Annotated in this window: 22 protein-coding genes; 17 read left to right on the top strand and 5 right to left on the bottom strand. The window is 74.1% G+C overall.

The features are described from left to right. Positions 1–57 precede the first annotated feature (57 nt). Both ACFP3U_RS22110 and ACFP3U_RS22105 read left to right on the top strand, forming a co-directional pair. A complete protein-coding gene (locus ACFP3U_RS22110; protein ID WP_380227333.1) occupies positions 58–903 on the top strand; it encodes a YveK family protein in 846 nt (281 codons plus the stop codon). Beyond that, the gene (locus ACFP3U_RS22105; protein WP_380227332.1) at positions 900–2066 is read left to right on the top strand and encodes a GNAT family N-acetyltransferase; all 1167 of its coding nucleotides are present in this window, start codon (positions 900–902) and stop codon (positions 2064–2066) included. Before ACFP3U_RS22110 ends, ACFP3U_RS22105 begins: the two co-directional genes overlap by 4 nt. Before the next feature lie 12 nt (positions 2067–2078). Here ACFP3U_RS22105 and ACFP3U_RS22100 read toward each other — a convergent pair whose 3' ends face one another. Next, the gene (locus tag ACFP3U_RS22100) at positions 2079–3371 is read right to left on the bottom strand and encodes a glycoside hydrolase family 26 protein (RefSeq protein WP_380227330.1); all 1293 of its coding nucleotides are present in this window, start codon (positions 3369–3371) and stop codon (positions 2079–2081) included. A gap of 390 nt (positions 3372–3761) precedes the next feature. Between ACFP3U_RS22100 and ACFP3U_RS22095 the strand changes: the two genes are divergently transcribed. The 9 genes from ACFP3U_RS22095 to ACFP3U_RS22055 all read left to right on the top strand — a co-directional run bounded on the left by ACFP3U_RS22095 (position 3762) and on the right by ACFP3U_RS22055 (position 11045). Next, positions 3762–4691 carry a PQQ-binding-like beta-propeller repeat protein gene (locus tag ACFP3U_RS22095; protein WP_380227329.1) on the top strand — a complete coding sequence of 310 codons (930 nt, stop codon included), beginning with the start codon at positions 3762–3764 and terminating at the stop codon, positions 4689–4691. Between the two features lie 245 nt (positions 4692–4936). Beyond that, on the top strand, positions 4937–6535 hold the full coding sequence (locus ACFP3U_RS22090; RefSeq protein ID WP_380227328.1) for an ABC-F family ATP-binding cassette domain-containing protein: 1599 nt from the start codon (positions 4937–4939) through the stop codon (positions 6533–6535). Positions 6536–6923: 388 nt separating this feature from the next. Further along, positions 6924–7157 carry a helix-turn-helix domain-containing protein gene (locus ACFP3U_RS22085; protein ID WP_030059940.1) on the top strand — a complete coding sequence of 78 codons (234 nt, stop codon included), beginning with the start codon at positions 6924–6926 and terminating at the stop codon, positions 7155–7157. Between the two features lie 232 nt (positions 7158–7389). Further along, a complete protein-coding gene (locus ACFP3U_RS22080) occupies positions 7390–8196 on the top strand; it encodes an enoyl-CoA hydratase/isomerase family protein (protein ID WP_380227327.1) in 807 nt (268 codons plus the stop codon). Between the two features lie 165 nt (positions 8197–8361). Further along, positions 8362–8868, top strand: a complete 507-nt coding sequence (locus ACFP3U_RS22075; RefSeq protein WP_380227326.1) for an Asp23/Gls24 family envelope stress response protein — start codon at positions 8362–8364, stop codon at positions 8866–8868. Between the two features lie 27 nt (positions 8869–8895). Then, positions 8896–9087: a hypothetical protein gene (locus ACFP3U_RS22070; protein ID WP_030398276.1), complete on the top strand. Its 192-nt coding sequence runs from the start codon at positions 8896–8898 to the stop codon at positions 9085–9087. Continuing rightward, entirely contained in the window at positions 9087–9446 is a 360-nt protein-coding gene (locus ACFP3U_RS22065; protein ID WP_380227325.1) for a hypothetical protein, read from the top strand. The genes ACFP3U_RS22070 and ACFP3U_RS22065 overlap by 1 nt, the downstream gene beginning before the upstream one ends. 211 nt (positions 9447–9657) lie before the next feature. After that, positions 9658–10407, top strand: a complete 750-nt coding sequence (locus ACFP3U_RS22060; RefSeq protein ID WP_380227324.1) for a DUF6286 domain-containing protein — start codon at positions 9658–9660, stop codon at positions 10405–10407. Then, positions 10404–11045, top strand: a complete 642-nt coding sequence (locus tag ACFP3U_RS22055) for an Asp23/Gls24 family envelope stress response protein (RefSeq protein WP_380227323.1) — start codon at positions 10404–10406, stop codon at positions 11043–11045. Before ACFP3U_RS22060 ends, ACFP3U_RS22055 begins: the two co-directional genes overlap by 4 nt. A 29-nt stretch (positions 11046–11074) precedes the next feature. Here ACFP3U_RS22055 and ACFP3U_RS22050 read toward each other — a convergent pair whose 3' ends face one another. After that, complete coding sequence (locus ACFP3U_RS22050) at positions 11075–11845, bottom strand: SDR family oxidoreductase (RefSeq protein ID WP_380227322.1); 771 nt, start codon at positions 11843–11845, stop codon at positions 11075–11077. A 255-nt stretch (positions 11846–12100) separates the two neighbouring features. On the opposite strand from ACFP3U_RS22050, the gene ACFP3U_RS22045 reads away from it, so the two are divergent. Beyond that, positions 12101–12547, top strand: a complete 447-nt coding sequence (locus ACFP3U_RS22045; RefSeq protein ID WP_380227321.1) for a MerR family transcriptional regulator — start codon at positions 12101–12103, stop codon at positions 12545–12547. 3 nt (positions 12548–12550) lie between these two features. Continuing rightward, on the top strand, positions 12551–12883 hold the full coding sequence (gene trxA, locus ACFP3U_RS22040; RefSeq protein ID WP_380227320.1) for a thioredoxin: 333 nt from the start codon (positions 12551–12553) through the stop codon (positions 12881–12883). Positions 12884–12923: 40 nt separating this feature from the next. Here trxA and ACFP3U_RS22035 read toward each other — a convergent pair whose 3' ends face one another. Together ACFP3U_RS22035 and ACFP3U_RS22030 are read right to left on the bottom strand one after the other, a co-directional pair. Then, positions 12924–13721, bottom strand: a complete 798-nt coding sequence (locus ACFP3U_RS22035) for an SURF1 family cytochrome oxidase biogenesis protein (RefSeq protein WP_380227318.1) — start codon at positions 13719–13721, stop codon at positions 12924–12926. Positions 13722–13752: 31 nt separating this feature from the next. Further along, complete coding sequence (locus tag ACFP3U_RS22030; protein ID WP_380227317.1) at positions 13753–14751, bottom strand: DEDDh family exonuclease; 999 nt, start codon at positions 14749–14751, stop codon at positions 13753–13755. A 183-nt stretch (positions 14752–14934) separates the two neighbouring features. On the opposite strand from ACFP3U_RS22030, the gene ACFP3U_RS22025 reads away from it, so the two are divergent. The 4 genes from ACFP3U_RS22025 (at position 14935) to moaA (ending at position 19277) form a co-directional block, all read left to right on the top strand. Continuing rightward, positions 14935–15978 (top strand): zinc-dependent alcohol dehydrogenase family protein, encoded by a 1044-nt coding sequence (locus ACFP3U_RS22025; protein ID WP_380227316.1) that lies wholly within the window; start codon positions 14935–14937, stop codon positions 15976–15978. A gap of 252 nt (positions 15979–16230) precedes the next feature. After that, positions 16231–16587: a DUF485 domain-containing protein gene (locus tag ACFP3U_RS22020; protein WP_380227315.1), complete on the top strand. Its 357-nt coding sequence runs from the start codon at positions 16231–16233 to the stop codon at positions 16585–16587. Continuing rightward, complete coding sequence (locus tag ACFP3U_RS22015; RefSeq protein ID WP_380227314.1) at positions 16584–18194, top strand: solute symporter family protein; 1611 nt, start codon at positions 16584–16586, stop codon at positions 18192–18194. Before ACFP3U_RS22020 ends, ACFP3U_RS22015 begins: the two co-directional genes overlap by 4 nt. A gap of 93 nt (positions 18195–18287) precedes the next feature. Then, entirely contained in the window at positions 18288–19277 is a 990-nt protein-coding gene (gene moaA / locus ACFP3U_RS22010) for a GTP 3',8-cyclase MoaA (RefSeq protein ID WP_380227313.1), read from the top strand. 5 nt (positions 19278–19282) lie between these two features. Here moaA and ACFP3U_RS22005 read toward each other — a convergent pair whose 3' ends face one another. Continuing rightward, positions 19283–19516: a hypothetical protein gene (locus ACFP3U_RS22005; RefSeq protein ID WP_380227312.1), complete on the bottom strand. Its 234-nt coding sequence runs from the start codon at positions 19514–19516 to the stop codon at positions 19283–19285. Positions 19517–19572 lie beyond the last annotated feature (56 nt).

Here is a 19572-nt window from a genome sequence, read left to right as displayed (position 1 = left end):
GCACCCCCGCAGACGCCGGGCCGCCGGCCGGGCGGCCCTCATATCCAAGGAGTCCCCATGACCGAATCGCGCCGAAGCGCCCGTCGGCTGGTCGGCCGGTGGTGGCCGATGGCCCTCGCGGTGCCGCTGGGAGCCGCCGCCGGCGCCGGGTACGCCGTCGCCGCCCACCCCTCGTACGCCGCCAACTCCTATGTGATCGTGGTGGCCGAGACCCAGGGCGAGGCCGCCACCGCGGTCAACTTCGCCCAGGCGTACGGGCGGCTGGCCGGCCAGCCGCAGGTGCTCGCGGCCGCCGCCGCCGAGACCGGGCACAGCCGGGGCGAGCTGGAGGCCCTGGTGCACGGCACCACCTCGCCGGACGCCCCGATGATCGAGATCACCGGCACCGGCGCCGAGCCCGCGGAGGCCGTCCGCGCGGCCGACGCGGTGGCCCGCTCGCTGGTGGCCTTCGCCAACGGCAGCACCAGGGAGACCGGCGTCCGGCTGGTCCCGCTGGCGGGTGCCGCCGAACCGGACCGGCCGACCACGCCCTCCGGCAAGCTGGACGTCGCGGTGGGCGGCGCGGCCGGGGTGCTGCTCGGCGCGCTGGTGATGATGACCCGCCGCCGGGGCGCCGGGGACGCCGCTGAGGAGGCGCCCGCCGTGCCCACCGCGCCCGCCGTGCCCACCGCGCCCGCCGTGCCCGCCGCCGCGACCACCCCGCGCCCGCGCGCCGCCGGTCCGGCCCCCGAGCCCGCCGGCCCGGCCGAGGCCCGGGAGGCCCCGGCCGAGTCCACCGAGGCGCCGACGAAGCCCGAGCCCGCCGCGGCGAAGACCGAGGCGAAGACGGAGGCGAAGACCGAGACGAAGACCGCGCCGAAGGCGGGCGGGAAGGCCGCGGCGGCGGCCGGGAGCGGCCGATGAGCACCGAGGCCGTCACCCCCACCACCGGTGTCCCCGCCCAGGCCCGCGCGGCCCGCTGGACCACCGAGCTGCGCCGGGAGGACGACGCCCTGGACACCCTCGCCGAGGAGTGGGACGACCTGGTCGGCCGCTGCGGCACGGCCACCTTCTTCCAGTCCGCGGTCTGGCAGCGCTCCTGGTGGCGCCAGTACGGACGCCCCGGCGCCCTGGTGGTGGTGCTGGTGCGCCGGGAGGGCCGGCTGGTCGGCGCGGGCGCGTTCCGGCGCCGCGGCGGCCCGCTCGGCGGACTGACCGGCCTCGGTGCCGGGCTGATCGACTTCACCGACGTCCTGCTCGACGACGACTGCGCCGACCGGGCCGCCGCCGAGTTCGCCGCGGTCCTCCCGCTCACCCGCCCGTGGCACAGCCTGGAGCTGCGCGAGGTCCGCCCGGAGGCGGCCGTCCAGCGGGTCTTCGAGCACTGGCGCGGCCGGCGCCGCCGGTTCGCCGACTCGCTCTGCCAGTACCTGCCGGCCGTCCCGATGGAGCAACTGCTCAAGCGGGTGCCGGGGAAGACCGCCCAGCGCAGCCGGGTCAAGCTGCGCAAGATCGCCGAGTCGGGCGTCGAGGTGCGGTCGACGACCCCGGAGGAGGTACCGGAGGCGCTGGAGGGGCTGCTGCGGCTGCACTTCCTCCAGTGGGAGGACCGGGGGGTGACCCCGGAGCACCGCACCGAGCGGTTCTCCCGGCACCTCGCCGAGTCCACCGCCGGGCTGATCGCCACCGGGCGCGCGGCCGTCCACCAGTTCTGGCTGGACGGCGAGCTGCTGGCGGTCAACCTGGTGCTGCTCTGCCCGTCCTTCAGCGGCCTCTACCTGTACGGCGCGCACCCGAAGCTGCGCGAGCGGATGGACATCGCGGGCCTGCTGTTCGGCGCCGCGCTGGACGAGACGCTCGGCGCCGGGATCCCGGTGATAAGCCTGCTGCGCGGCCAGGAGGCGTACAAGCAGCGCTGGCGTCCGGACCAGCTGCCTAACCAGCGGCTGCTGTTCGGCCCGCGCGGCCCGGCCCCGGCGGCCGCGGCCCGGGGCGGCGCGGTCCGCGCCCGGCGGGCGGCGGTGCACCTGGTGGCCACCCGGATGCCGCGGCTCAAGGAGTCGCTGGCCGCCCGCCGCCGCGGCTGACCGCCCGCCCCACTACCACCACGGCCACCAGTGCCACCCGGGCCGGGCGGTCGGGCTCGGCGACGGCACGGCGGAGGGCGACGGCCAGCTCGGCGCCGTCGCCGTCGCCGGGGCGGTCGGCGCCGCGGACGGCGACGGCTGCCCCGGGCTCGGCGGCGCCGTCGGGGTGGCGGTCGGGGAGGCCGGCGGCGTCGGCGTCGCGGGGGGCGTCGGCTGCGCCGGGACGCTCGGGGCCACCGGCACGGTCGGCGGCGTCGGCGTGGCCGGGGCCCCCTTGGAGCCGGTCATCAGCTGCCTGAACCGGGCACTGGCCCGGGGGTTCCGGTCGCACTGCCAGAACCCGTGCGGGCAGTAGTCGGTGACGGTCTGGTAGGCGGTGTCGTGGGTGCGGATCCACTCGACCATCCGCTGCACGAACTCGGCGTTGTCGCCGTTGCGGAACAGCCCCCACTCCGGGTACGAGACCGGCTTGCCGCGCTTGGCCGCGAACTCCACCTGGTCCTGGAGCCCGTACGGCTCGCGCACGTAGTCGTCGAAGGTGCCGCCGGCCGGCTGGTCGTAGCTGTCCATGCCGATGATGTCGACCACGTCGTCACCCGGGTAGCACTTGGTCCACGGGATCGCGTCCAGCCCCCGGTTGGGTGTGAAGTCGAAGCGGAAGCGCTGACCGGGCACCGAGCGCATCACCGTGACGATCCGCCGCCAGTAGGTCTTCCAGGCGGCCGGGTCGGGCTTGCAGCGGTGGGTGTAGGTGACGCCGTTCATCTCCCAGCCGAGGGTGAGCACGGTGTCCGCGCCGCCGAGGGCGACCAGCCGCCGGGCCAGCCGCAGGAAGTGCCGGTCGAAGTCGCCGCGCGCGCCCTGGGCGAGCAGCCGGGCCACCTCGCCGTCCGGCACGTTGGCCTCGTTGGGCACCAGCATCGGCACGCCGAGGATCAGCATCCGGGACGGGTCGGCCAGCCGCCACTGCGACCACATGCCGAGCACCATCGGCTCGCCCTCGACGTCCGCCCAGCCGTTGCCCGCCAGATAGGTGTGCCCGACCTGGAGGTTGGCGTTGCCCAGCCACTGCGCGTACCGGCCGATCTGCGGGATGTAGTTGTCCCAGGAGCCGACGAAGGCCCCGAACGGCGGCTCGTGCGGGGTCCGCTGCACCACCGGGCGGGGGGCGGCCCCGCGCGGCGTGATCGCGTCGGAGGAGAGCGAGTGCCGCTCGGTCTGGCTCAGCGGGGTCCCGGCCGGGACGCTGGCCGTGGTGAGCAGCAGCAGGGTGGCGGCGGCCAGCGCCAGGCGGCCGAATCGCATGGTCTCTCCTCGGGCGGTTCCCCGGACGGTGCCACGGGCCGGGCGGAGCGGGCTGGGCGGGGGTCGGGCATGACCACGCACAGTGGTCTCCCGAATGCCGACAGTAGGGCCGCCCGGCCGGGAAAAAGCCGAATGTCACTCTAAAGTGGGCGATATTCGAACGCCGTCCGGCCGTGTGCCGTATATCACCTCGGTAACGGTCCTCCGGCTCCCGGGGGCCCTACCGCGAGACCTCGTCCCGGCGCCCGCCGGAGCCGGACCGGGCCCGACGGCGCAGGTCGCCGGGTGCGCGCGGGAGGGGCGCGCGGAACCGGTGGGCGCGGTTCCGCCGTTCGGCCGTACGGAGAAGTCCGGCTGACTCGCGCGGGTGCCGAAAGGTACGCTCCGCCCGTGTCCTGGAAGTCGCGCGCCCTCAGCCCCCGGTCGATCCTCCCTGCCCTGGCGGTCCTGCTGGTCCTTGTGGCGGGCGCCGCCGCGCACGCCAACAAGCCGGTCCCGTTCGGCGACCGGGTGGCCGCGAAGGGTACCGCGGACGCGAGCATGGACGCCGCCGCGACCCTGGACGCGGCCGATCTGGACCTGCGGGTCGGCCCGGGCCTGGAGGCGTACCACCGGGCCACCGGCGAGCACGCCTGGTCCTACCAGCGGGAGGGCGCCACCGCGCTCTACCTGGCGATGGCCGGCGAGAACGCCGTGGTGGTCTGGGACGACGGCCTGGTCACCTCGGTCCGGCCCGGCGACCAGCAGGTGCGCTGGCACCGCGCGGTGCCCGGCCTGGCGGAGTGGCTGCGCGGCTCGGGCGAGCCCGGCCCCGACAAGCGGACCGAGGAGCAGCGCAAGCAGCAGGCGGTCGCGCGGGCCGCGGCGGCGCTGCGCACCGTCCAGCAGGCCACGCCCTGGGTGGCGGTGGTCACGCCCGATCTGACCATGGGCTTCCGGGACGCCGACGGCGACCTGCGCTACAACTCCAAGCCGGCCGGGAACTGCGTCTACGACCCGGAGCGCACGGTGGCCACCGACTACGCGGTGCTGGTCCCGCGCAGCTGTGCCAACAGCAGCGGGCAGCCGGTGTCCGGCGGGATCACGGGCTACCGGATGGACAGCACCGGCTGGCAGTTGAACGCCGGTCCGGGCGTCTCGATGAAGGCGCTGGACGGCCGCCGGGTGCTGATCTCGGACGGGCCGATCGTCGCGCCCCGGGTCTTCGACACCTGGGCGGCCGCGCCCGAGGCGGCCTGCGGCAGCGCGGCCGAGCCGTTCGCCGCCGTCCGCCCGGCGGGCGGTTGCGCGGCGGATTCGGACGGTCAGCAGGCGCCGTAGGCGCGGCAGGCGTGCCCTCCGCGGCGGCCCGGTCGGCCCGGTTCGGTACCCCGGGCGGGTAATTCCCTCCGGGGCCGCCCGCGCGGCCCGGTAGACTTGCCGCCATGGCTGTTCTCTCCGGGCACTAGCGGGCGAGCGGCGCCGCCCCGTGCGGTCCGCCGAGCCCGTCGACGACGCCCCTTCCCGCCGCCCCCGGCCCGAGTCCGTCCGGTCGCCCGCCCACGTCCCAGGAGTAGTGCCCAGCCATGATTTCCGCCAACGGCCTCGAACTGCGCGCCGGCGCCCGGATCCTGATCGAGTCCGCGAGCTTCAAGGTCGCCCCCGGTGACCGGATCGGTCTGGTCGGGCGCAACGGCGCCGGCAAGACCACGCTGACCAAGGTGCTGGCCGGCGAGGGCATCCCCGCGGCCGGCACGGTGACCCGCTCGGGCGAGGTCGGTTACCTGCCGCAGGACCCGCGCACCGGCGACCTCGACGTCCTCGCCAAGGACCGCATCCTCTCCGCCCGCGGCCTCGACACCGTGCTGCGCAAGATGCGCGAGAACGAGGACCGGATGGCGAACGGCAAGGGCGCCACCCAGGAGAACGCGATGAAGAAGTACGCGCGCCTGGAGACCGAGTTCCTCACCAAGGGCGGCTACGCCGCCGAGGCCGAGGCCGCCACCATCGCCGCCGCGCTGGGCCTGCCGGACCGCATCCTCGGGCAGCAGTTGCACACCCTCTCCGGTGGCCAGCGCCGCCGCGTCGAGCTGGCCCGGATCCTCTTCTCCGACTCCGACGTGCTGCTGCTCGACGAGCCCACCAACCACCTCGACGCCGACTCGATCGTCTGGCTGCGGGACTTCCTGAAGACCTACAAGGGCGGCTTCATCGTCATCTCGCACGATGTCGACCTGGTCGAGACGGTCGTCAACAAGGTCTTCTACCTGGACGCCAACCGCTCCGCGATCGACGTCTACAACATGGGCTGGAAGCAGTACCAGCAGCAGCGCGAGGACGACGAGAAGCGCCGCAAGCGCGAGCGGGCCAACGCCGAGAAGAAGGCCGCGACGCTGAACGCGCAGGCCGACAAGATGCGCGCCAAGGCCACCAAGACGGTGGCCGCGCAGAACATGGCCCGCCGCGCCGACAAGCTGCTCTCCGGCCTGGAGCAGGTCCGGATGAACGACAAGGTCGCCAAGCTGCGCTTCCCGGACCCGGCCCCGTGCGGCAAGACCCCGCTGACCGCCAGCGGGCTGTCCAAGTCCTACGGCTCGCTGGAGATCTTCACCGACGTCGACCTGGCCATCGACCGGGGCTCCCGGGTCGTCGTGCTGGGCTTCAACGGCGCCGGCAAGACCACCCTGCTGCGGATGCTGGCCGGGGTGGAGAAGCCGGACACCGGCGAGGTGATCCCGGGCCACGGTCTGAAGATCGGCTACTACGCCCAGGAGCACGAGACCCTGGACCCGGAGCGCACGGTGCTGGAGAACATGCGCTCCTCGGCCCCCGACACCGACCTGGTGCAGATCCGCAAGATCCTCGGCTCGTTCCTGTTCTCCGGCGACGACGTCGACAAGCCCGCCGGGGTGCTCTCCGGCGGTGAGAAGACCCGTCTCGCGCTGGCCTCGCTGGTGGTCTCCAGCGCCAACGTGCTGCTGCTCGACGAGCCCACCAACAACCTGGACCCGGCCAGCCGCGAGGAGATCCTCGGCGCGCTGCGCGAGTTCAGCGGCGCGGTCGTGCTGGTCACCCACGACGAGGGCGCGGTCGACGCGCTCCAGCCGGAGCGGATCATCCTGCTCCCGGACGGGGTCGAGGACCTCTGGAGCCCGGCCTACGCCGACCTGGTCACGCTGGCCTGATTCCGCCACGTCAAGGCCCGGTCGTCCGTACGGACGACCGGGCCTTCGGCTTGCCGTCCGGCGGGCGGTAGACCTCCTCTCCCCTTTCTGGACCAGAAAAACTAGTCCTTCCGGCGTGTCCGGGAATGAAGGGGTCGCGCATTCCGTTTGAGGAGCTTCCGTCGGCCCACCACTCGATCGTGGTCGGGCCCATGCTGCTGATCAGCCCATTCGCGCCGAACGGCGGTAGCCCGTCGGGGGCGTGCACTCAGCGTGAGCGCCCTTGTGCGCTCGGATCACCACCGCAGGACCGCCCATTCCCGACATAGACCTTGTCGAATGGGTGGCCAGGACGCGGTGGATGGGTGATCATGGGAATCTGACCGAGCAACGCTACGAGGAGGCACGGGTGGCCGAGACTCTGAAAAAGGGCAGCCGGGTGACCGGTGCCGCGCGTGAGAAGCTCGCGGCCGATCTCAAGAAGAAGTACGACTCCGGGGCGAGCATTCGTGCCCTCGCGGAGGAGACCGGTCGCTCGTACGGCTTCGTGCACCGAATGCTGAGCGAATCCGGAGTCATCCTCCGGGGCCGCGGCGGTGCGACGCGGGGCAAGAACAAGGCTACGGCCGGGGCTGGTTCCTGACTCCCCATCACTCCATCGGACGAATGACTCGGCGGCAGGGCGCCGACCGGGGAGGCGACCGTCGATCGCCCACTCCCGGCCAGAGCGATCCGGCCGCCGACCGTCATGTCGCGACCCGGTCGTGACCCGGTCGCCGACTGTCGCGCGCTGTCCGTCGACCGGCTCCTGCCGCCGCGCCGTCAGTTTTGTTACTCTCCGGTAGCCAAGCACCCTCGCCACCGGAGGTTCCCGCATGACCGCCCCCGCCACCGATCCGCAGACCCCGAACCTGGAGCGGGACGGCGTCCGCCTGGAGATCGACGGTGACCTCGCCGTCGTCACCCTCTGTCAGCCCGGGCGACGCAACGCCCAGTCGCCCGCGATGTGGCGCGCCCTCACCGCCGTCGGCCGCGAGCTGCCCGGGACCGTCCGGGTGGTGCTGCTCCGCGCCGAGGGCGTCTCCTTCTCCGCGGGCCTCGACCGGGCGATGTTCACCCCCGAGGGCATCCCCGGCGAGCCCAGCTTCCTCCAGCTGGCCGCCGCCGAGGACAAGGAGCTCGACGAGACCATCGCCGGCTACCAGGACGCCTTCACCTGGTGGCGCCGGCCGGACCTGGTGACCGTCGCCGCCGTCCAGGGCCACGCCGTCGGCGCGGGCTTCCAGCTCGCCCTCGGCTGCGACCTGCGGGTGGTCGCCGAGGACGTCCAGTTCGCCATGAAGGAGACCTCGCTCGGCCTCGTCCCCGACCTGGCCGGCACCAAGCCGCTGACCGACCTGGTCGGCTACGCCCGGGCGCTGGAGATCTGCGCCACCGGCCGCTGGGTCGGCGCGGCGGAGGCCACCGCGATCGGCCTGGCCAACCTGGCCGTCCCGGCCGCCGAGCTGGACGCCGCGGCCCGCGACCTGGCCGCCGCCCTGCTCGCCGCGCCGCGCGACGCGGTCATCGAGACCAAGGCCCTGCTCCAGGGCGCCGCCGGCCGCTCCTACGACGAGCAGCGCACGGCCGAACGGGCGGCGCAGGCCCGCCGGCTGCGCGACCTGGCCGGCATCGGCGACTGACCGCCGGAACTATGAACAGGGCCCGGCCCCGTGGGGACATCCCCCATGGGGCCGGGCCCTTCGGTGTAGCTCCCGTCGGGCTGCTCCGGGAGCGGAAGTCGTGGCGAAATGCCAGAGTTGGAGCGATTTGCGATATAGCTGGAGCCGCACAACGGGAGATGAGCCATGCCTGACACTCCGACGCCCGCCACCCTGCACAAGAACCCCTCCTCCGGTGCCGCCGCGTCCCCGACGGGCGCGGACGGCGCGACGGCGGTCGGCGAGCGCGGGCGCACCGCGCTGGCCGTCGGCGTGGTCGAGAAGATCGCCGGGATGGCCGCGCGCGAGGTCAGCGGCATCCACGCCCTCGGCTCCGGCCTCGCCCGCACCTTCGGCGCGATGCGCGACCGGGTCCCCGGCGGGCGGAGCAGCATCGGGCGCGGCATCAAGGCCGAGGTGGGGGAGAAGCAGACCGCCATCGACATCGCGCTGGTCGTCGAGTACGGCGTCGTCATCCCGGAACTCGCCCGCCAGGTGCGGGAGAACATCATCGACGCGGTCGAACGGATGACCGGGCTGGAGGTCGTCGAGGTCAACATCGCCGTCAACGACGTCCACCTGCCCGACGAGCCCGACGTCGTGGAGGAGGAAGAGGAGGCCCCCTCCTCAGGGCAGCGGCCCAAGCTGAAGTAGTCCGCAGCGGAAGACGAGGTGGAACGCATGAACCTGGCCATCGTCGGCCTGGTGGTGGGAATGGCCCTGGGCTTCGCCGGCTACTTCGGCGGGTTCGCGGCCTTCCTGCTGGTGGCCGCGCTCGGGGTGGTCGGATTCGTGGTCGGCCGGCTGCTGGAGGGCGACATCGAGCTCGGCGAACTCGGCGACCTGCTCCGCAGCCGCGACCGGCGCCGTTGATGGCCGCCCTCGTCCCGGCGCCCGCCCGGCGGGAGCCCGGCGCGCGCGGCCGGCTGCGGATCGCCGACCGCGTCTACGCCCGGATCGCCGCCCGGGCCGCCCGAGAGGCGCTCACCGAGGCCTGGCAGGGCCGGACCGGACGCGGCGGGCCACCGAAGGTCTCGGTGTCCGGGCCGGCCGCGCCGAGCGCCCCGGTCACCGTCCGGGTCGCCCTCGACCTGCCCTTCCCCGCCGACCTCACCGCCCTCGCCCGGGCCGTCCGGGACCGGATCACCGCCGACGTCCGCGCGCTGACCGGCACCCGGGTGGCCGAGGTCGTCGTGGTGATCGAGCACCTGGTGCCGGAGGTGGCGGGATGAGCACCTGGCGGAGCGGCGTGGGCCGGCGGGGCGGGTGGACCCCCGGTGGCGGGCGCTGCGGGGGGTCCACCGGGCCGGGCTGGAGCCACGGCCGGCCGGGGCCGGGCCAGGCGCCAGCCTGCCACGGCGGCTGCTGGATGACCGGCCCGGTCGTACGGCGGCCGCAGGCCGTCGTGCGCCGGATCGGTCGGCCGGGGGCGGAGGGACGGGCGTGAGCGAGGAGCCCCCGGCCGAGCGGCCGTCGGCTGAGCCGCCTCCGGTTGAGGAGCCCTCGGTCGAGCACCCGTCGGCGGAGGAGCACCCGGCTGAGCGCCCGGCCGTTGAGGAGCCGTTGGCCGAGCGCCCAGCGGTCGAGGAGCCTCCCGTCGAGGAGCCGGCGGTGAAGGTGCCGAGGTTGCGCGCGCCGCGGACCACGGCCGCCGCCGTGGTGGCCACCGTGCTGCTGGTGCTGGCCGTGGCCCTGCTGTACGACGTGGTGGCCGTGCGGACCGGGCACCCGGCCCGGCGGTGGCGCGCGGAGCTCGCCGACGAACTGGCCAACCGGCACCTGGACGACCTCGCGGTGCTGCTCGGCGCCGGCGCGGCCACGCTGCTCGGCGGCTGGCTGCTGTGGCTGGCCTTCGCCCCCGGGCTGGGCCGCTGGCTGTCGCTGCGCCCGCACGGGGACACCTCGGCGGCCATCGACCGGTCCGGGGTGGCCGCCCTGCTGGCCGACCGGGCCGCGGGGCTGCCGGGCGTCGAGCACCTCCAGGTGCGGATCAACCGGCGCCGGGTGCGGATCGCGCTCGACGGCCCGGCCGATCCGGCCTCGGTGGAGCGGCGGTTGCGTACGGAGCTGGCGGCCGTGTCGCTGGCCCGGCCGCTGCGGCTGGACGTAACGACGGCGGGCCGCCGCCGGCGCGCGCGGGCCGGTGCCGGGCCGGACGCCGCGGCCGAGGTGCAGGGCGGTGACGGCGGGTGAGCCGGGGGACGGTCAACCGGCTGCTGCTGGGGGTGGTCGGGGCGGTGCTGCTGGCGGCCGGCGTGCTGGTGCTGGCGGGCGGGCTCGATCTGTACGGGCGCCTCGGCCTCGACCCGCCGTCCTGGTGGCCGCTCACCTCGCCCGACCAGCCGGTGGTGAGCGCGGACTCGCGCACCCGGTGGGTCGGCGAGTCCTGGTGGTGGCCGGCGGTGATCGGCGGACTGGCCGTGGTCGTCGTGGGCACCGCCTGGTGGCTCGTGGCGCAGCTGCGCCGCAGCGGTCCGACGACCGTCGTCCTGCCGACGCCGGGGGTGCCGGGGCTGCGGCTGCGGCTGCGCACCCGGGCTCTGGAGGAGGCCGTGGAGACCGGGGCGGTCGTCCTGCCGGAGGTCGAGCGGGTGGGCGTCCGGCTGGTCCGCGGGCGCCGGCACCACCGGTTGCGGGCGGCCGTCCGGATGACTCCGGGCGGTGATCCGGCCGCGCTCGCCGAGCACTTCGAGACCGGCCCGCGCACCGGGGCGCGGACCAGTCTGGGGCTGCCGGAGCTGCCGGTGGACCTGCGGATCCGGGTGGTCGCGGCCCGGCCGGAGGTCACCGGACGGCAGCACCGCCGGCGCAAGCAGCCACGCGTGGTCTGATCCGGGGCCCGGCCAGGCCCTCCCGGCGCCTAAAGCCCGCGCAGGGCGCCGCCGTCCACGGGGATCATCACACCGGTGAGGTAGGACGCGGCGGGGGAGAGCAGGAAGGCGGCGACCTTGCCGAACTCCTCCGGGGCGCCGTAGCGGCCGAGCGGGATCGCGGCGCTGTGGTGGGCGCGGGAGGCCTCCGCGTCGCCGCCGAGCGCGTCGAGCTCGCGGACCCGGTCGGTGTCGATCCGGGCCGGGAGCAGGCCCACCACCCGGATGCCGCGCGGCCCGAGCTCGTCGGCCAGCGACTTGGCCGCCATCGCCAGGCCCGGGCGCAGGCCGTTGGAGATGCCGAGGCCGGGGATGGGCTGGCGGACGGACCCGGAGAGCACGAAGCCGATCACGCCGCCCTCGCCGAGTGCCGCCGCGGCGGCGCGGGCGATTCGCAGAGCGCCGAGGAAGACCGACTCGAAGGCGTCCCGCCACGCCTCCTCGGGGGTGGTGGCGACCGGGCCGGCCTGCGGTCCGCCGACGCTGATCAGGATGCCGTCGAGCCGGCCGAAGCGCTCGACGGCGGCGGCGACCAGCCGGTCGGCGGTCCCCGGGTCGGCGTTGTCGGCGACCAGTCCGTGCACCGCGTCCGGCCCGCCGAGGGCGGCGAGTTCGGCGACGGCGGCGTCGACGGCCGGCGTGCCGCGGCCGGTGACCAGCACCCGGGCGCCGTCGGCGGCGAGTTCCCGGGCGGTCGCCAGGCCCAGGCCCCGGGTCGCGCCGGTGACCACGTACACCTTGTTCTGCAGTCCAAGATCCATGGGGCCATCCTGCCGGGTGGCCCCGGGCGGCGGGTAGCGGGGCGCGACGGCGCCCGGCCCGGCTGCTCGTCCGGGGCGCGGCGTCCGCCCTGGTCTCGCAGGCCGGCTGGTGGGGGGCCGTGCTGATCGGCTTCTACAACACCCAGCACTGACCGGACTGCCCCAGGCCACCGGCGCTGGCGTTGACGTCGGCGTCAAGGTCTACCGTCGTTCCCGGCGGCGTTCGAACGGCTGCCGGAAGGGCAGGGTCCGGACATGCGGATCGGTGAACTGGCGAAGCGGGCGGGGACGACCACACGGGCGCTGCGGTACTACGAGCAGCTCGGGCTGCTCCCGGCCCGCCGGGCCGGCAACGGGTACCGCGCCTATGGCGAGGAGGACCTGCGGCTGCTCCGGCAGATCCGCACCCTGCAGGACTTCGGCTTCGGCCTGGAGGAGACCAGGCCGTTCGTCGAGTGCCTGCAGGCGGGTCATCCGCACGGCGACTCCTGCCCGGCCTCGCTGGAGGTCTACCGGAAGAAGCTGTCCGAACTGGACGAGTGCATCGCCCGGCTCCAGGAGGTCCGCTCCCAGGTGTCCGAGCAGTTCGCCCGGGCCGAGCGGGAGCGCGACGCGCTGGCCGCCGGGGCCTTCGAGGAGCCGCCGCAGTGCGAGTGGGCCGCGTCGGCGGTCCCCGACCGGAACGAAGGGGAGACGAGGTAGCAGATGATGCACATCGCGGGAGTGGCGGCGGTGACGGACGAGACCTTCGCCCAGGAGGTGCTGGCCGCCGAGGGGCCGGTGCTGGTGGACTTCACGGCGGACTGGTGCCCGCCCTGCCACCAGATGGCGCCCGTCCTGGCGGACATCGCCCGGGAGGAGGCGCACCGGCTGACCGTGGTCAGCCTGGACGTCGACCACAACCCGGAGACCCAGGCGGCCTACGGGGTGCTGTCGATGCCGACGCTGATGGTGTTCCGCGGCGGCGAGCCGGTGAAGGCGGTGGTCGGCGCCCGGGGCAAGACCCGGCTGCTGCGCGACCTGGAGGACGTGCTCTGACCGGTGGCCGCCAGGCTCCGGAGGGTCCCTGGAGCAGGACCTAGGCGGGGACGGCGACCGTGAGGCCCTCGGCCTCGGCGGCCTCCTTGCGGCGGTCCTTGGCCTCGCGCCGCGCCATCACCACGAACCCGACCGGGATCAGCGCGGTGAACAGCCACCACTGGATCGCGTACGCCATGTGCGGTCCGATGTCGGAGTGGTCGGGCTCGGGCAGCAGCTCGGGCTGGTCGGCCGGGGCCGGCTCGGTGGCGGTGAGCTCCAGGTAGCCGCCCAGCAGGGTGGCGCCGGTGTCCCGGGCCTGCTGGGTGGAGCTGATCAGGTTGAACTGCCGGTCCGGCAGTCCGGCCCGGTCCCTGATGCTGCCGGTGGCGGCCTCGTCGGGGCGCAGCCGGCCGGTCAGGGTGACCTGGCCGGCCGGTGCGGCCGGGACCTGCGGGTAGTCGACGGCGGAGGCGCCGGAGGCCACCCAGCCCCGGTTGACCAGGACGCTGCCGCGGCCGTCGGCGAGCACCAGCGGGGTGACCACGAAGTAGCCGATCTTGTCCCCGCCGGAATCGGTCCGCTTGCGGACCACGAACTCGTGCGCCGTGTCGTACTGCCCGGTGGCCGTCACGGAACGCCAGGTGAGGCCCTTGGGGACCGCGAAGCCGGGCTCGGTCGACAGGGTGTCGAACGGCACGGGACGGTCGGTGAGGGCGTGGGCGATCAGCTCGTTGCGGTCCACCCGTGCCTCGTGGCGGTGCAGCTGCCAGAACCCCAGCCGGATCGTCGTGGGGATCAGCAGCAGGGCGATCAGCAGGGTGATCAGCCAGCGCCGGGAGAGCAGAAAACGGTACACATGGGCACGGTACGCCCTGCTCACAACGGGCTCACCCACCGGGGTGCGGGGCGACCTCGCGCAGCAACTGGAGGAAGGCGTCCTCGCCGACCACCGGGGTGCCGACCTCGCGGGCCCGGCGGGCCTTGCCGCTCCAGCTGTCCGGCTCGTTGGTCACCAGCAGGCTGGTGAGCCGGCTCACCGAGCTGGCGATGTGCAGGCCGGCCTCGACGGCGCGGTCCTCCAGCAGCTCGCGGTCGGTGGCGGTGTCGCCGGTGAACGCCACCCGCATGCCCTGGACCAGCGGCTTGCCGTCCTCCCAGCGACCGGGGTTCGGGTACGGGCAGGGCGGGCGCTTCTTGGCCTGGCGGTAGGACGCGCCGGTCCAGGACGCCCGGGAGGGGGAGGCGGGCGCGTCCTCGCCGAGGTCGGTGACGGCCACGCAGGACTGCAGCGGCAGCGGGACGCCCCCCGAACGGGCCAGGTGCAGGCTGGGGCGGAAGGCCTCGGCGAGCACCCGGGCGTCGTCCAGCGCGTTGTGCGCCTGCCGCTGGCGGACGCCGAAGTACTCGGCGAGCGAGGAGAGCTTGCCGTTGGGCAGCGGCAGCCGCAGGTCGCGGGCGAGCACCATGGTGCACAGCCGCTGCTCGACCGGGGCGCGCAGGCCGGCCCGGGAGAACTCGCGGGAGATCATGTTCCAGTCGAAGAGCGCGTTGTGGGCGACCATCACCCGGCCGCGCAGCCGCTCGGCGAGCTCCTCGGCGATCTCCGGGAAGGTGGGCGCGCCGGCCAGCACGTCGCCGGTGAGGCCGTGGATCCAGACCGGGCCCGGGTCCCGCTCGGGGTTGACCAGGGTGTACCAGTGGTCGGTGACCTCGCCCTCGTCGTCCAGTTGGTAGACGCCCGCCGAGATGACGCGGTCCGTCCGGCCGAGGCCGGTGGTCTCGACGTCCACCACCGCGAAACCGCCGGCGGGCGCGGCGGACCGCTGAGCCGGAAGGGGAGCGGTCCGCGGTGCTGCGCCGGGGGTCTCGGGCTGGATCGCGTACATGGTCCAACAGAATAAGGCCCGCCGGGGACCGCGGCGGGCGATCCGCCCGGGCCCGCGGCTGTCCGGAATGTTGCCCGGGACCGGCCGGAATAGAGTGGGCCGTGCAGTCGTCGTACACCTGGTCGATTGTTTTCCGGTCGTCCGCGACACCCCTGCGGACGCCTCTGCGAAGGACGAACCCTCATGCGCGCCACGGTCATCCACGGCCCCAACGACATCCGGATCGAGCAGGTGCCGGACGCGGTCGTCCAGCAACCGACCGACGCGGTGGTGCGGGTGGTGAACGCCTGCATCTGCGGCAGCGACCTGTGGGCGTACCGCGGGGTCGCCGCGAGGGTGGCCGGGCAGCGGATCGGGCACGAGTTCCTCGGGGTGGTCGAGGAGGCCGGCTCCGAGGTGCGTGACTTCCGTCCGGGCGACCTGGTGGTGGCGCCGTTCGTCTGGTCGGACGGCACGTGTGACTTTTGTCGCGAAGGGCTCCAGACCTCCTGCCCGCACGGCGGCTTCTGGGGCCAGGTCGGCTCGGACGGCGGGCAGGGCGAGGCGGTGCGCGTCCCGTTCGCGGACGGCACCCTGGTGAAGCTGCCCAAGGAGGCCCAGGGCGACGAGAAGCTGCTGCCGGGGCTGCTGGCGCTGTCCGACGTGATGGCGACCGGTCACCACGCGGCGGTCTCGGCGCGGGTCCGGCCGGGTGTGACGGTGGCGGTGGTCGGTGACGGCGCGGTGGGCCTGTGCGGGGTGCTGGCCGCGCACCGGCTGGGCGCCGGTCGGATCATCGCGCTGGGCCGGCACACCGCCCGGACCGACCTGGCCCGCCGGTTCGGCGCGACCGACGTGGTCGCCGAGCGCGGCGAGGCGGCGGTCGAGGCGGTCCGCGAGCTGACCGGCGGGCACGGCGCGCACGCCGTGCTGGAGGCGGTCGGCACCGAGGAGTCGATGCGTACCGCCCTGTCGATCGCCCGGGACGGCGGCGCGGTCGGCTACGTGGGTGTGCCGCACGGCGGCAGCGCGGGCGTGGACATCGGTCAGATGTTCGGCCGAAATGTTTCGCTCAACGGCGGCGTCGCGCCCGCCCGCGCCTACATCCCCGAGCTGCTGCCGGACGTCCTCTCCGGCGCCATCGAGCCGGGCCTGGTCTTCGACCGCACGGTGGACCTGGACGGCGTCCCGGACGGCTACCGCGCGATGGACGACCGCTCGGCGCTGAAGGTGCGGATCGCCTTCTGATCCACCGGGGTTCTGACGCACTGCCAGGGGCGGCACCGACTCGTCGGCGCCGCCCCTTCGGCATGCCCGGATAGGTGGTTTTCGGCCAATCGGTTAGTGCAGAGGGGTGAAGGTCTGGCTGGTCACGGTCAACCCCTTTCGGCTGACGCGCCACCCTCCTAGCATTGCGCGGCGCGCATCCGGACTGTGACTCCGCTCACGTCCGACCGTTCCACTGGTGCGACCACTACGCCGAACGAGTGAGGAGTCAGAGTGGAATCGCCGCCGATCGACACCACCGCCGCCGAAACCCAACTCATCGAGGAGAGCGCGGAGTTCCGCACCCTGCGGTACTCGTTCCGGAGCTTCGCGTTCCCGGTCACCATCGGTTTCGTGCTCTGGTACCTGCTCTACGTCCTGCTCTCCAGCTACGCCCCCGGCCTGATGGGCACCAAGGTCGTCGGACACATCAACGTCGCCCTCGTCCTCGGACTGCTGCAGTTCGTCACCACCTTCACCATCGCGGCCTGGTACGCGCGCTACGCCGACCGGAGGCTGGACCCGCCCGCGGCCGCCATCCGCGAGGCGCGCGGCGCCGTCGTCCACGCCCCCCGGGAGGCCGCCGAATGAACCTGCTCGCCACATCCGCCACCGACCACCGCGGCCTCACGATGACCCTGTTCGGGGTCTTCGTGCTCGCCACCCTCGGCATCACCGTCTGGGCCGGCCGGCAGACCAAGGACGCCGCCGACTTCTACGCCGGCGGCCGCGGCTTCTCCGGCTTCCAGAACGGCCTCGCCATCTCCGGCGACTACATGTCCGCGGCGTCCTTCCTCGGCATCGCCGGCGCCATCGCGCTGTTCGGCTACGACGGCTTCCTCTACTCCATCGGCTTCCTGGTGGCCTGGCTGGTCGCGCTGCTGCTGGTCGCCGAACCGCTGCGCAACTCCGGCCGCTACACCATGGCCGACGTGCTGGCCTTCCGGATGCGCCAGCGCCCGGTGCGCACCGCCGCCGGCATCTCCACCATCGTGGTGTCGATCTTCTACCTGCTCGCCCAGATGGTCGGCGCCGGCAGCCTGGTCGCCCTGCTCCTCGGGGTCAGCGGGGACGGCGCCAAGCGGTGGACCATCGTCGCGGTCGGCGCGCTGATGGTCCTCTACGTCGCCATAGGGGGGATGAAGGGCACCACCTGGGTGCAGATCGTCAAGGCCGTCCTGCTGATCGCCGGCACCGCCCTGATGACCGTCCTGGTGCTGGCCAAGTACAACTTCAACATCTCCAGCCTGCTCGGCGCCGCCGCCGACGCCAGCGGCAAGGCCAACGCCTTCCTGGAGCCGGGGCTGAAGTACGGCGCCACCGGCACCAGCAAGCTCGACTTCATCAGCCTCGGCCTCGCGCTCGTCCTGGGCACCGCCGGGCTGCCGCACATCCTGGTCCGCTTCTACACCGTGCCCACCGCCAAGGCCGCCCGGAAGTCCGTGCTCTGGGCGATCGGCATCATCGGCGGCTTCTACCTGATGACCCTCGCGCTCGGCTTCGGCGCCGCCGCCCTGGTCGGCCCGAAGACCATCAAGGCCTCCAACGCGGCGGGCAACACCGCCGCCCCGCTGCTCGCCGAGAACCTGGGCGGCGGCGCGGGCACCACCGGCGGCGCCGTCCTCCTCGCGGTGATCTCCGCGGTGGCCTTCGCCACCATCCTCGCCGTGGTCGCCGGGCTCACCCTCGCCTCCTCGGCCTCCTTCGCCCACGACCTCTACGCCAACGTCATCCGGCGCGGCAAGGTCTCCGAGCGCGAGGAGGTGCACGTGGCCAAGTGGGCCGCCGCCGGTATCGGCGCGGTGGCGATCGTGCTCAGCCTCTTCGCCGACAAGCTCAACACCGCCGCCCTGGTCGCCCTGGCCTTCGCGGTCGCCGCCTCGGCGAACCTGCCCACCCTGCTGTACTCGCTCTTCTGGAAGCGGTTCAACACCGTCGGCGCGGTCAGCTCCGTCTACGCCGGACTGATCAGCTCGGTGGTTTTGGTGTTCTTCTCGCCGGTCGTCTCGGGCGGGAAGAACTCGCTCTTCGCGCACTCCGACTTCCACTGGTTCCCGCTGGAGAACCCCGGCCTGGTCTCCATCCCGGTCGGCTTCCTCGCGGGCTGGATCGGCACCGTGCTCTCCCGTGAACAGGCCGACCCGGCGAAGTACGCTGAACTGGAGGTCCGCTCACTGACCGGACTGGGCGCCCACTGACGGGCGGGTGAAGACTAAGCTGGCCCGGCCCCGCCGTGACGGTGGCCGGGCCGGCCGCTCCCCAGGCGGCACCTCACTCGGGAAGGGACCGCCGTGCTGCTCGACACCTTCGGCCGCCGCGCCGTCGACCTCCGGGTCTCCCTCACCGACCGGTGCAACCTGCGCTGCACCTACTGCATGCCCGAGCAGGGCCTCCAGTGGCTGGCCAAGCCCGAACTGCTCGCCGACGAGGAGATCGTCCGGCTGGTCACCGTCGCGGTGCGCGACCTCGGCGTCCAGGAGGTCCGCTTCACCGGCGGCGAACCGCTGCTGCGCCCCGGGCTGGTCGGCATCGTCCAGGCCTGCGCCGCCCTCGACCCGCGCCCCGAGCTCTCGCTCACCACCAACGGCATCGGGCTCGCCCGGACCGCGGAGGCGCTGCGCGCGGCCGGCCTGGACCGGGTCAACGTCTCGCTCGACACCCTCGACCCGGACACCTTCCACACCCTCACCCGGCGCCACCGCCACCACGACGTCCTGAACGGCCTGGCCGCCGCCGAGGCCGCCGGGCTCACCCCGGTCAAGCTCAACGCGGTGCTGATGCGCGGGGTCAACGAGGAGGAGGCGCCCGCGCTGCTCGCCTGGTGCCTGGAGCGCGGCTACGAGCTGCGGTTCATCGAGCAGATGCCGCTGGACGCCCAGCACGGCTGGGACCGCTCCGCGATGATCACCGCCGAGGAGATCCTGGAGCGGCTGTCGGCCCGCTTCGAGCTGACCCCCGAGCCCTCCGCCACCCGCGGCGCGGCCCCCGCCGAACGCTGGCTGGTCGACGGCGGCCCGGCCCGGGTCGGCGTGATCGCCTCGGTGACCCGCCCGTTCTGCCGCGCCTGCGACCGCACCCGGCTCACCGCCGACGGCCAGGTCCGCAACTGCCTCTTCGCCACCGGCGAGACCGATCTGCGCACCGCGCTGCGCTCCGGCGCCGACGACGCCGAACTGGCCGCCCTCTGGCGCGCGGCGATGTGGGGCAAGAAGGCCGGCGCCGGCATCGACGCCCCCGACTTCCACCAGCCCGCCCGCCCGATGTCGGCGATCGGCGGCTGAAGAGCCTAGCCCTCGGTGGGGGTCCATTCGGCGAAGGGGAGGACCTCCTTGAGGAAGCCCCGGACACCGAGGAACTGCGAGAGGTGCTCGCGGTGCTCGTCGCAGGCGAGCCAGGTCTTGCGGCGCTCCGGGGTGTGCAGCTTGGGGTTGTTCCAGACCAGGACCCAGACGGCGTCCGCGCGGCAGCCCTTGGCGGAGCAGATCGGGCTCTGCGGCTGAGGGGCGTCGGGGAGCAGCATCGGGAGTCCTCGGGCGGTCGGCGGGTGTCGTCACCGCCAGTCTGTCACGCCCCACC

This window comes from Kitasatospora misakiensis (assembly GCF_042656005.1).
Taxonomy (GTDB): Bacteria; Actinomycetota; Actinomycetes; order Streptomycetales; family Streptomycetaceae; genus Kitasatospora; species Kitasatospora misakiensis.
Note: the sequence above shows the minus strand (reverse complement) of the source record. Positions and strands in the feature narration are given on the sequence as shown.

Bases quoted from the DNA above. Each gene is read 5' to 3' on its own strand.
- ACFP3U_RS22110 (WP_380227333.1), top strand. From the start codon at position 58: ATGACCGAATCGCGCCGAAGCGCCCGTCGGCTGGTCGGCCGGTGGTGG.
- ACFP3U_RS22105 (WP_380227332.1), top strand. From the start codon at position 900: ATGAGCACCGAGGCCGTCACCCCCACCACCGGTGTCCCCGCCCAGGCC.
- ACFP3U_RS22100 (WP_380227330.1), bottom strand. From the start codon at position 3,371: ATGCGATTCGGCCGCCTGGCGCTGGCCGCCGCCACCCTGCTGCTGCTC.
- ACFP3U_RS22090 (WP_380227328.1), top strand. From the start codon at position 4,937: ATGATTTCCGCCAACGGCCTCGAACTGCGCGCCGGCGCCCGGATCCTG.
- ACFP3U_RS22080 (WP_380227327.1), top strand. From the start codon at position 7,390: ATGACCGCCCCCGCCACCGATCCGCAGACCCCGAACCTGGAGCGGGAC.
- ACFP3U_RS22075 (WP_380227326.1), top strand. From the start codon at position 8,362: ATGCCTGACACTCCGACGCCCGCCACCCTGCACAAGAACCCCTCCTCC.
- ACFP3U_RS22070 (WP_030398276.1), top strand. From the start codon at position 8,896: ATGAACCTGGCCATCGTCGGCCTGGTGGTGGGAATGGCCCTGGGCTTC.
- ACFP3U_RS22065 (WP_380227325.1), top strand. From the start codon at position 9,087: ATGGCCGCCCTCGTCCCGGCGCCCGCCCGGCGGGAGCCCGGCGCGCGC.
- ACFP3U_RS22050 (WP_380227322.1), bottom strand. From the start codon at position 11,845: ATGGATCTTGGACTGCAGAACAAGGTGTACGTGGTCACCGGCGCGACC.
- ACFP3U_RS22045 (WP_380227321.1), top strand. From the start codon at position 12,101: ATGCGGATCGGTGAACTGGCGAAGCGGGCGGGGACGACCACACGGGCG.
- trxA (WP_380227320.1), top strand. From the start codon at position 12,551: ATGATGCACATCGCGGGAGTGGCGGCGGTGACGGACGAGACCTTCGCC.
- ACFP3U_RS22030 (WP_380227317.1), bottom strand. From the start codon at position 14,751: ATGTACGCGATCCAGCCCGAGACCCCCGGCGCAGCACCGCGGACCGCT.
- ACFP3U_RS22025 (WP_380227316.1), top strand. From the start codon at position 14,935: ATGCGCGCCACGGTCATCCACGGCCCCAACGACATCCGGATCGAGCAG.
- ACFP3U_RS22015 (WP_380227314.1), top strand. From the start codon at position 16,584: ATGAACCTGCTCGCCACATCCGCCACCGACCACCGCGGCCTCACGATG.
- ACFP3U_RS22005 (WP_380227312.1), bottom strand. From the start codon at position 19,516: ATGCTGCTCCCCGACGCCCCTCAGCCGCAGAGCCCGATCTGCTCCGCC.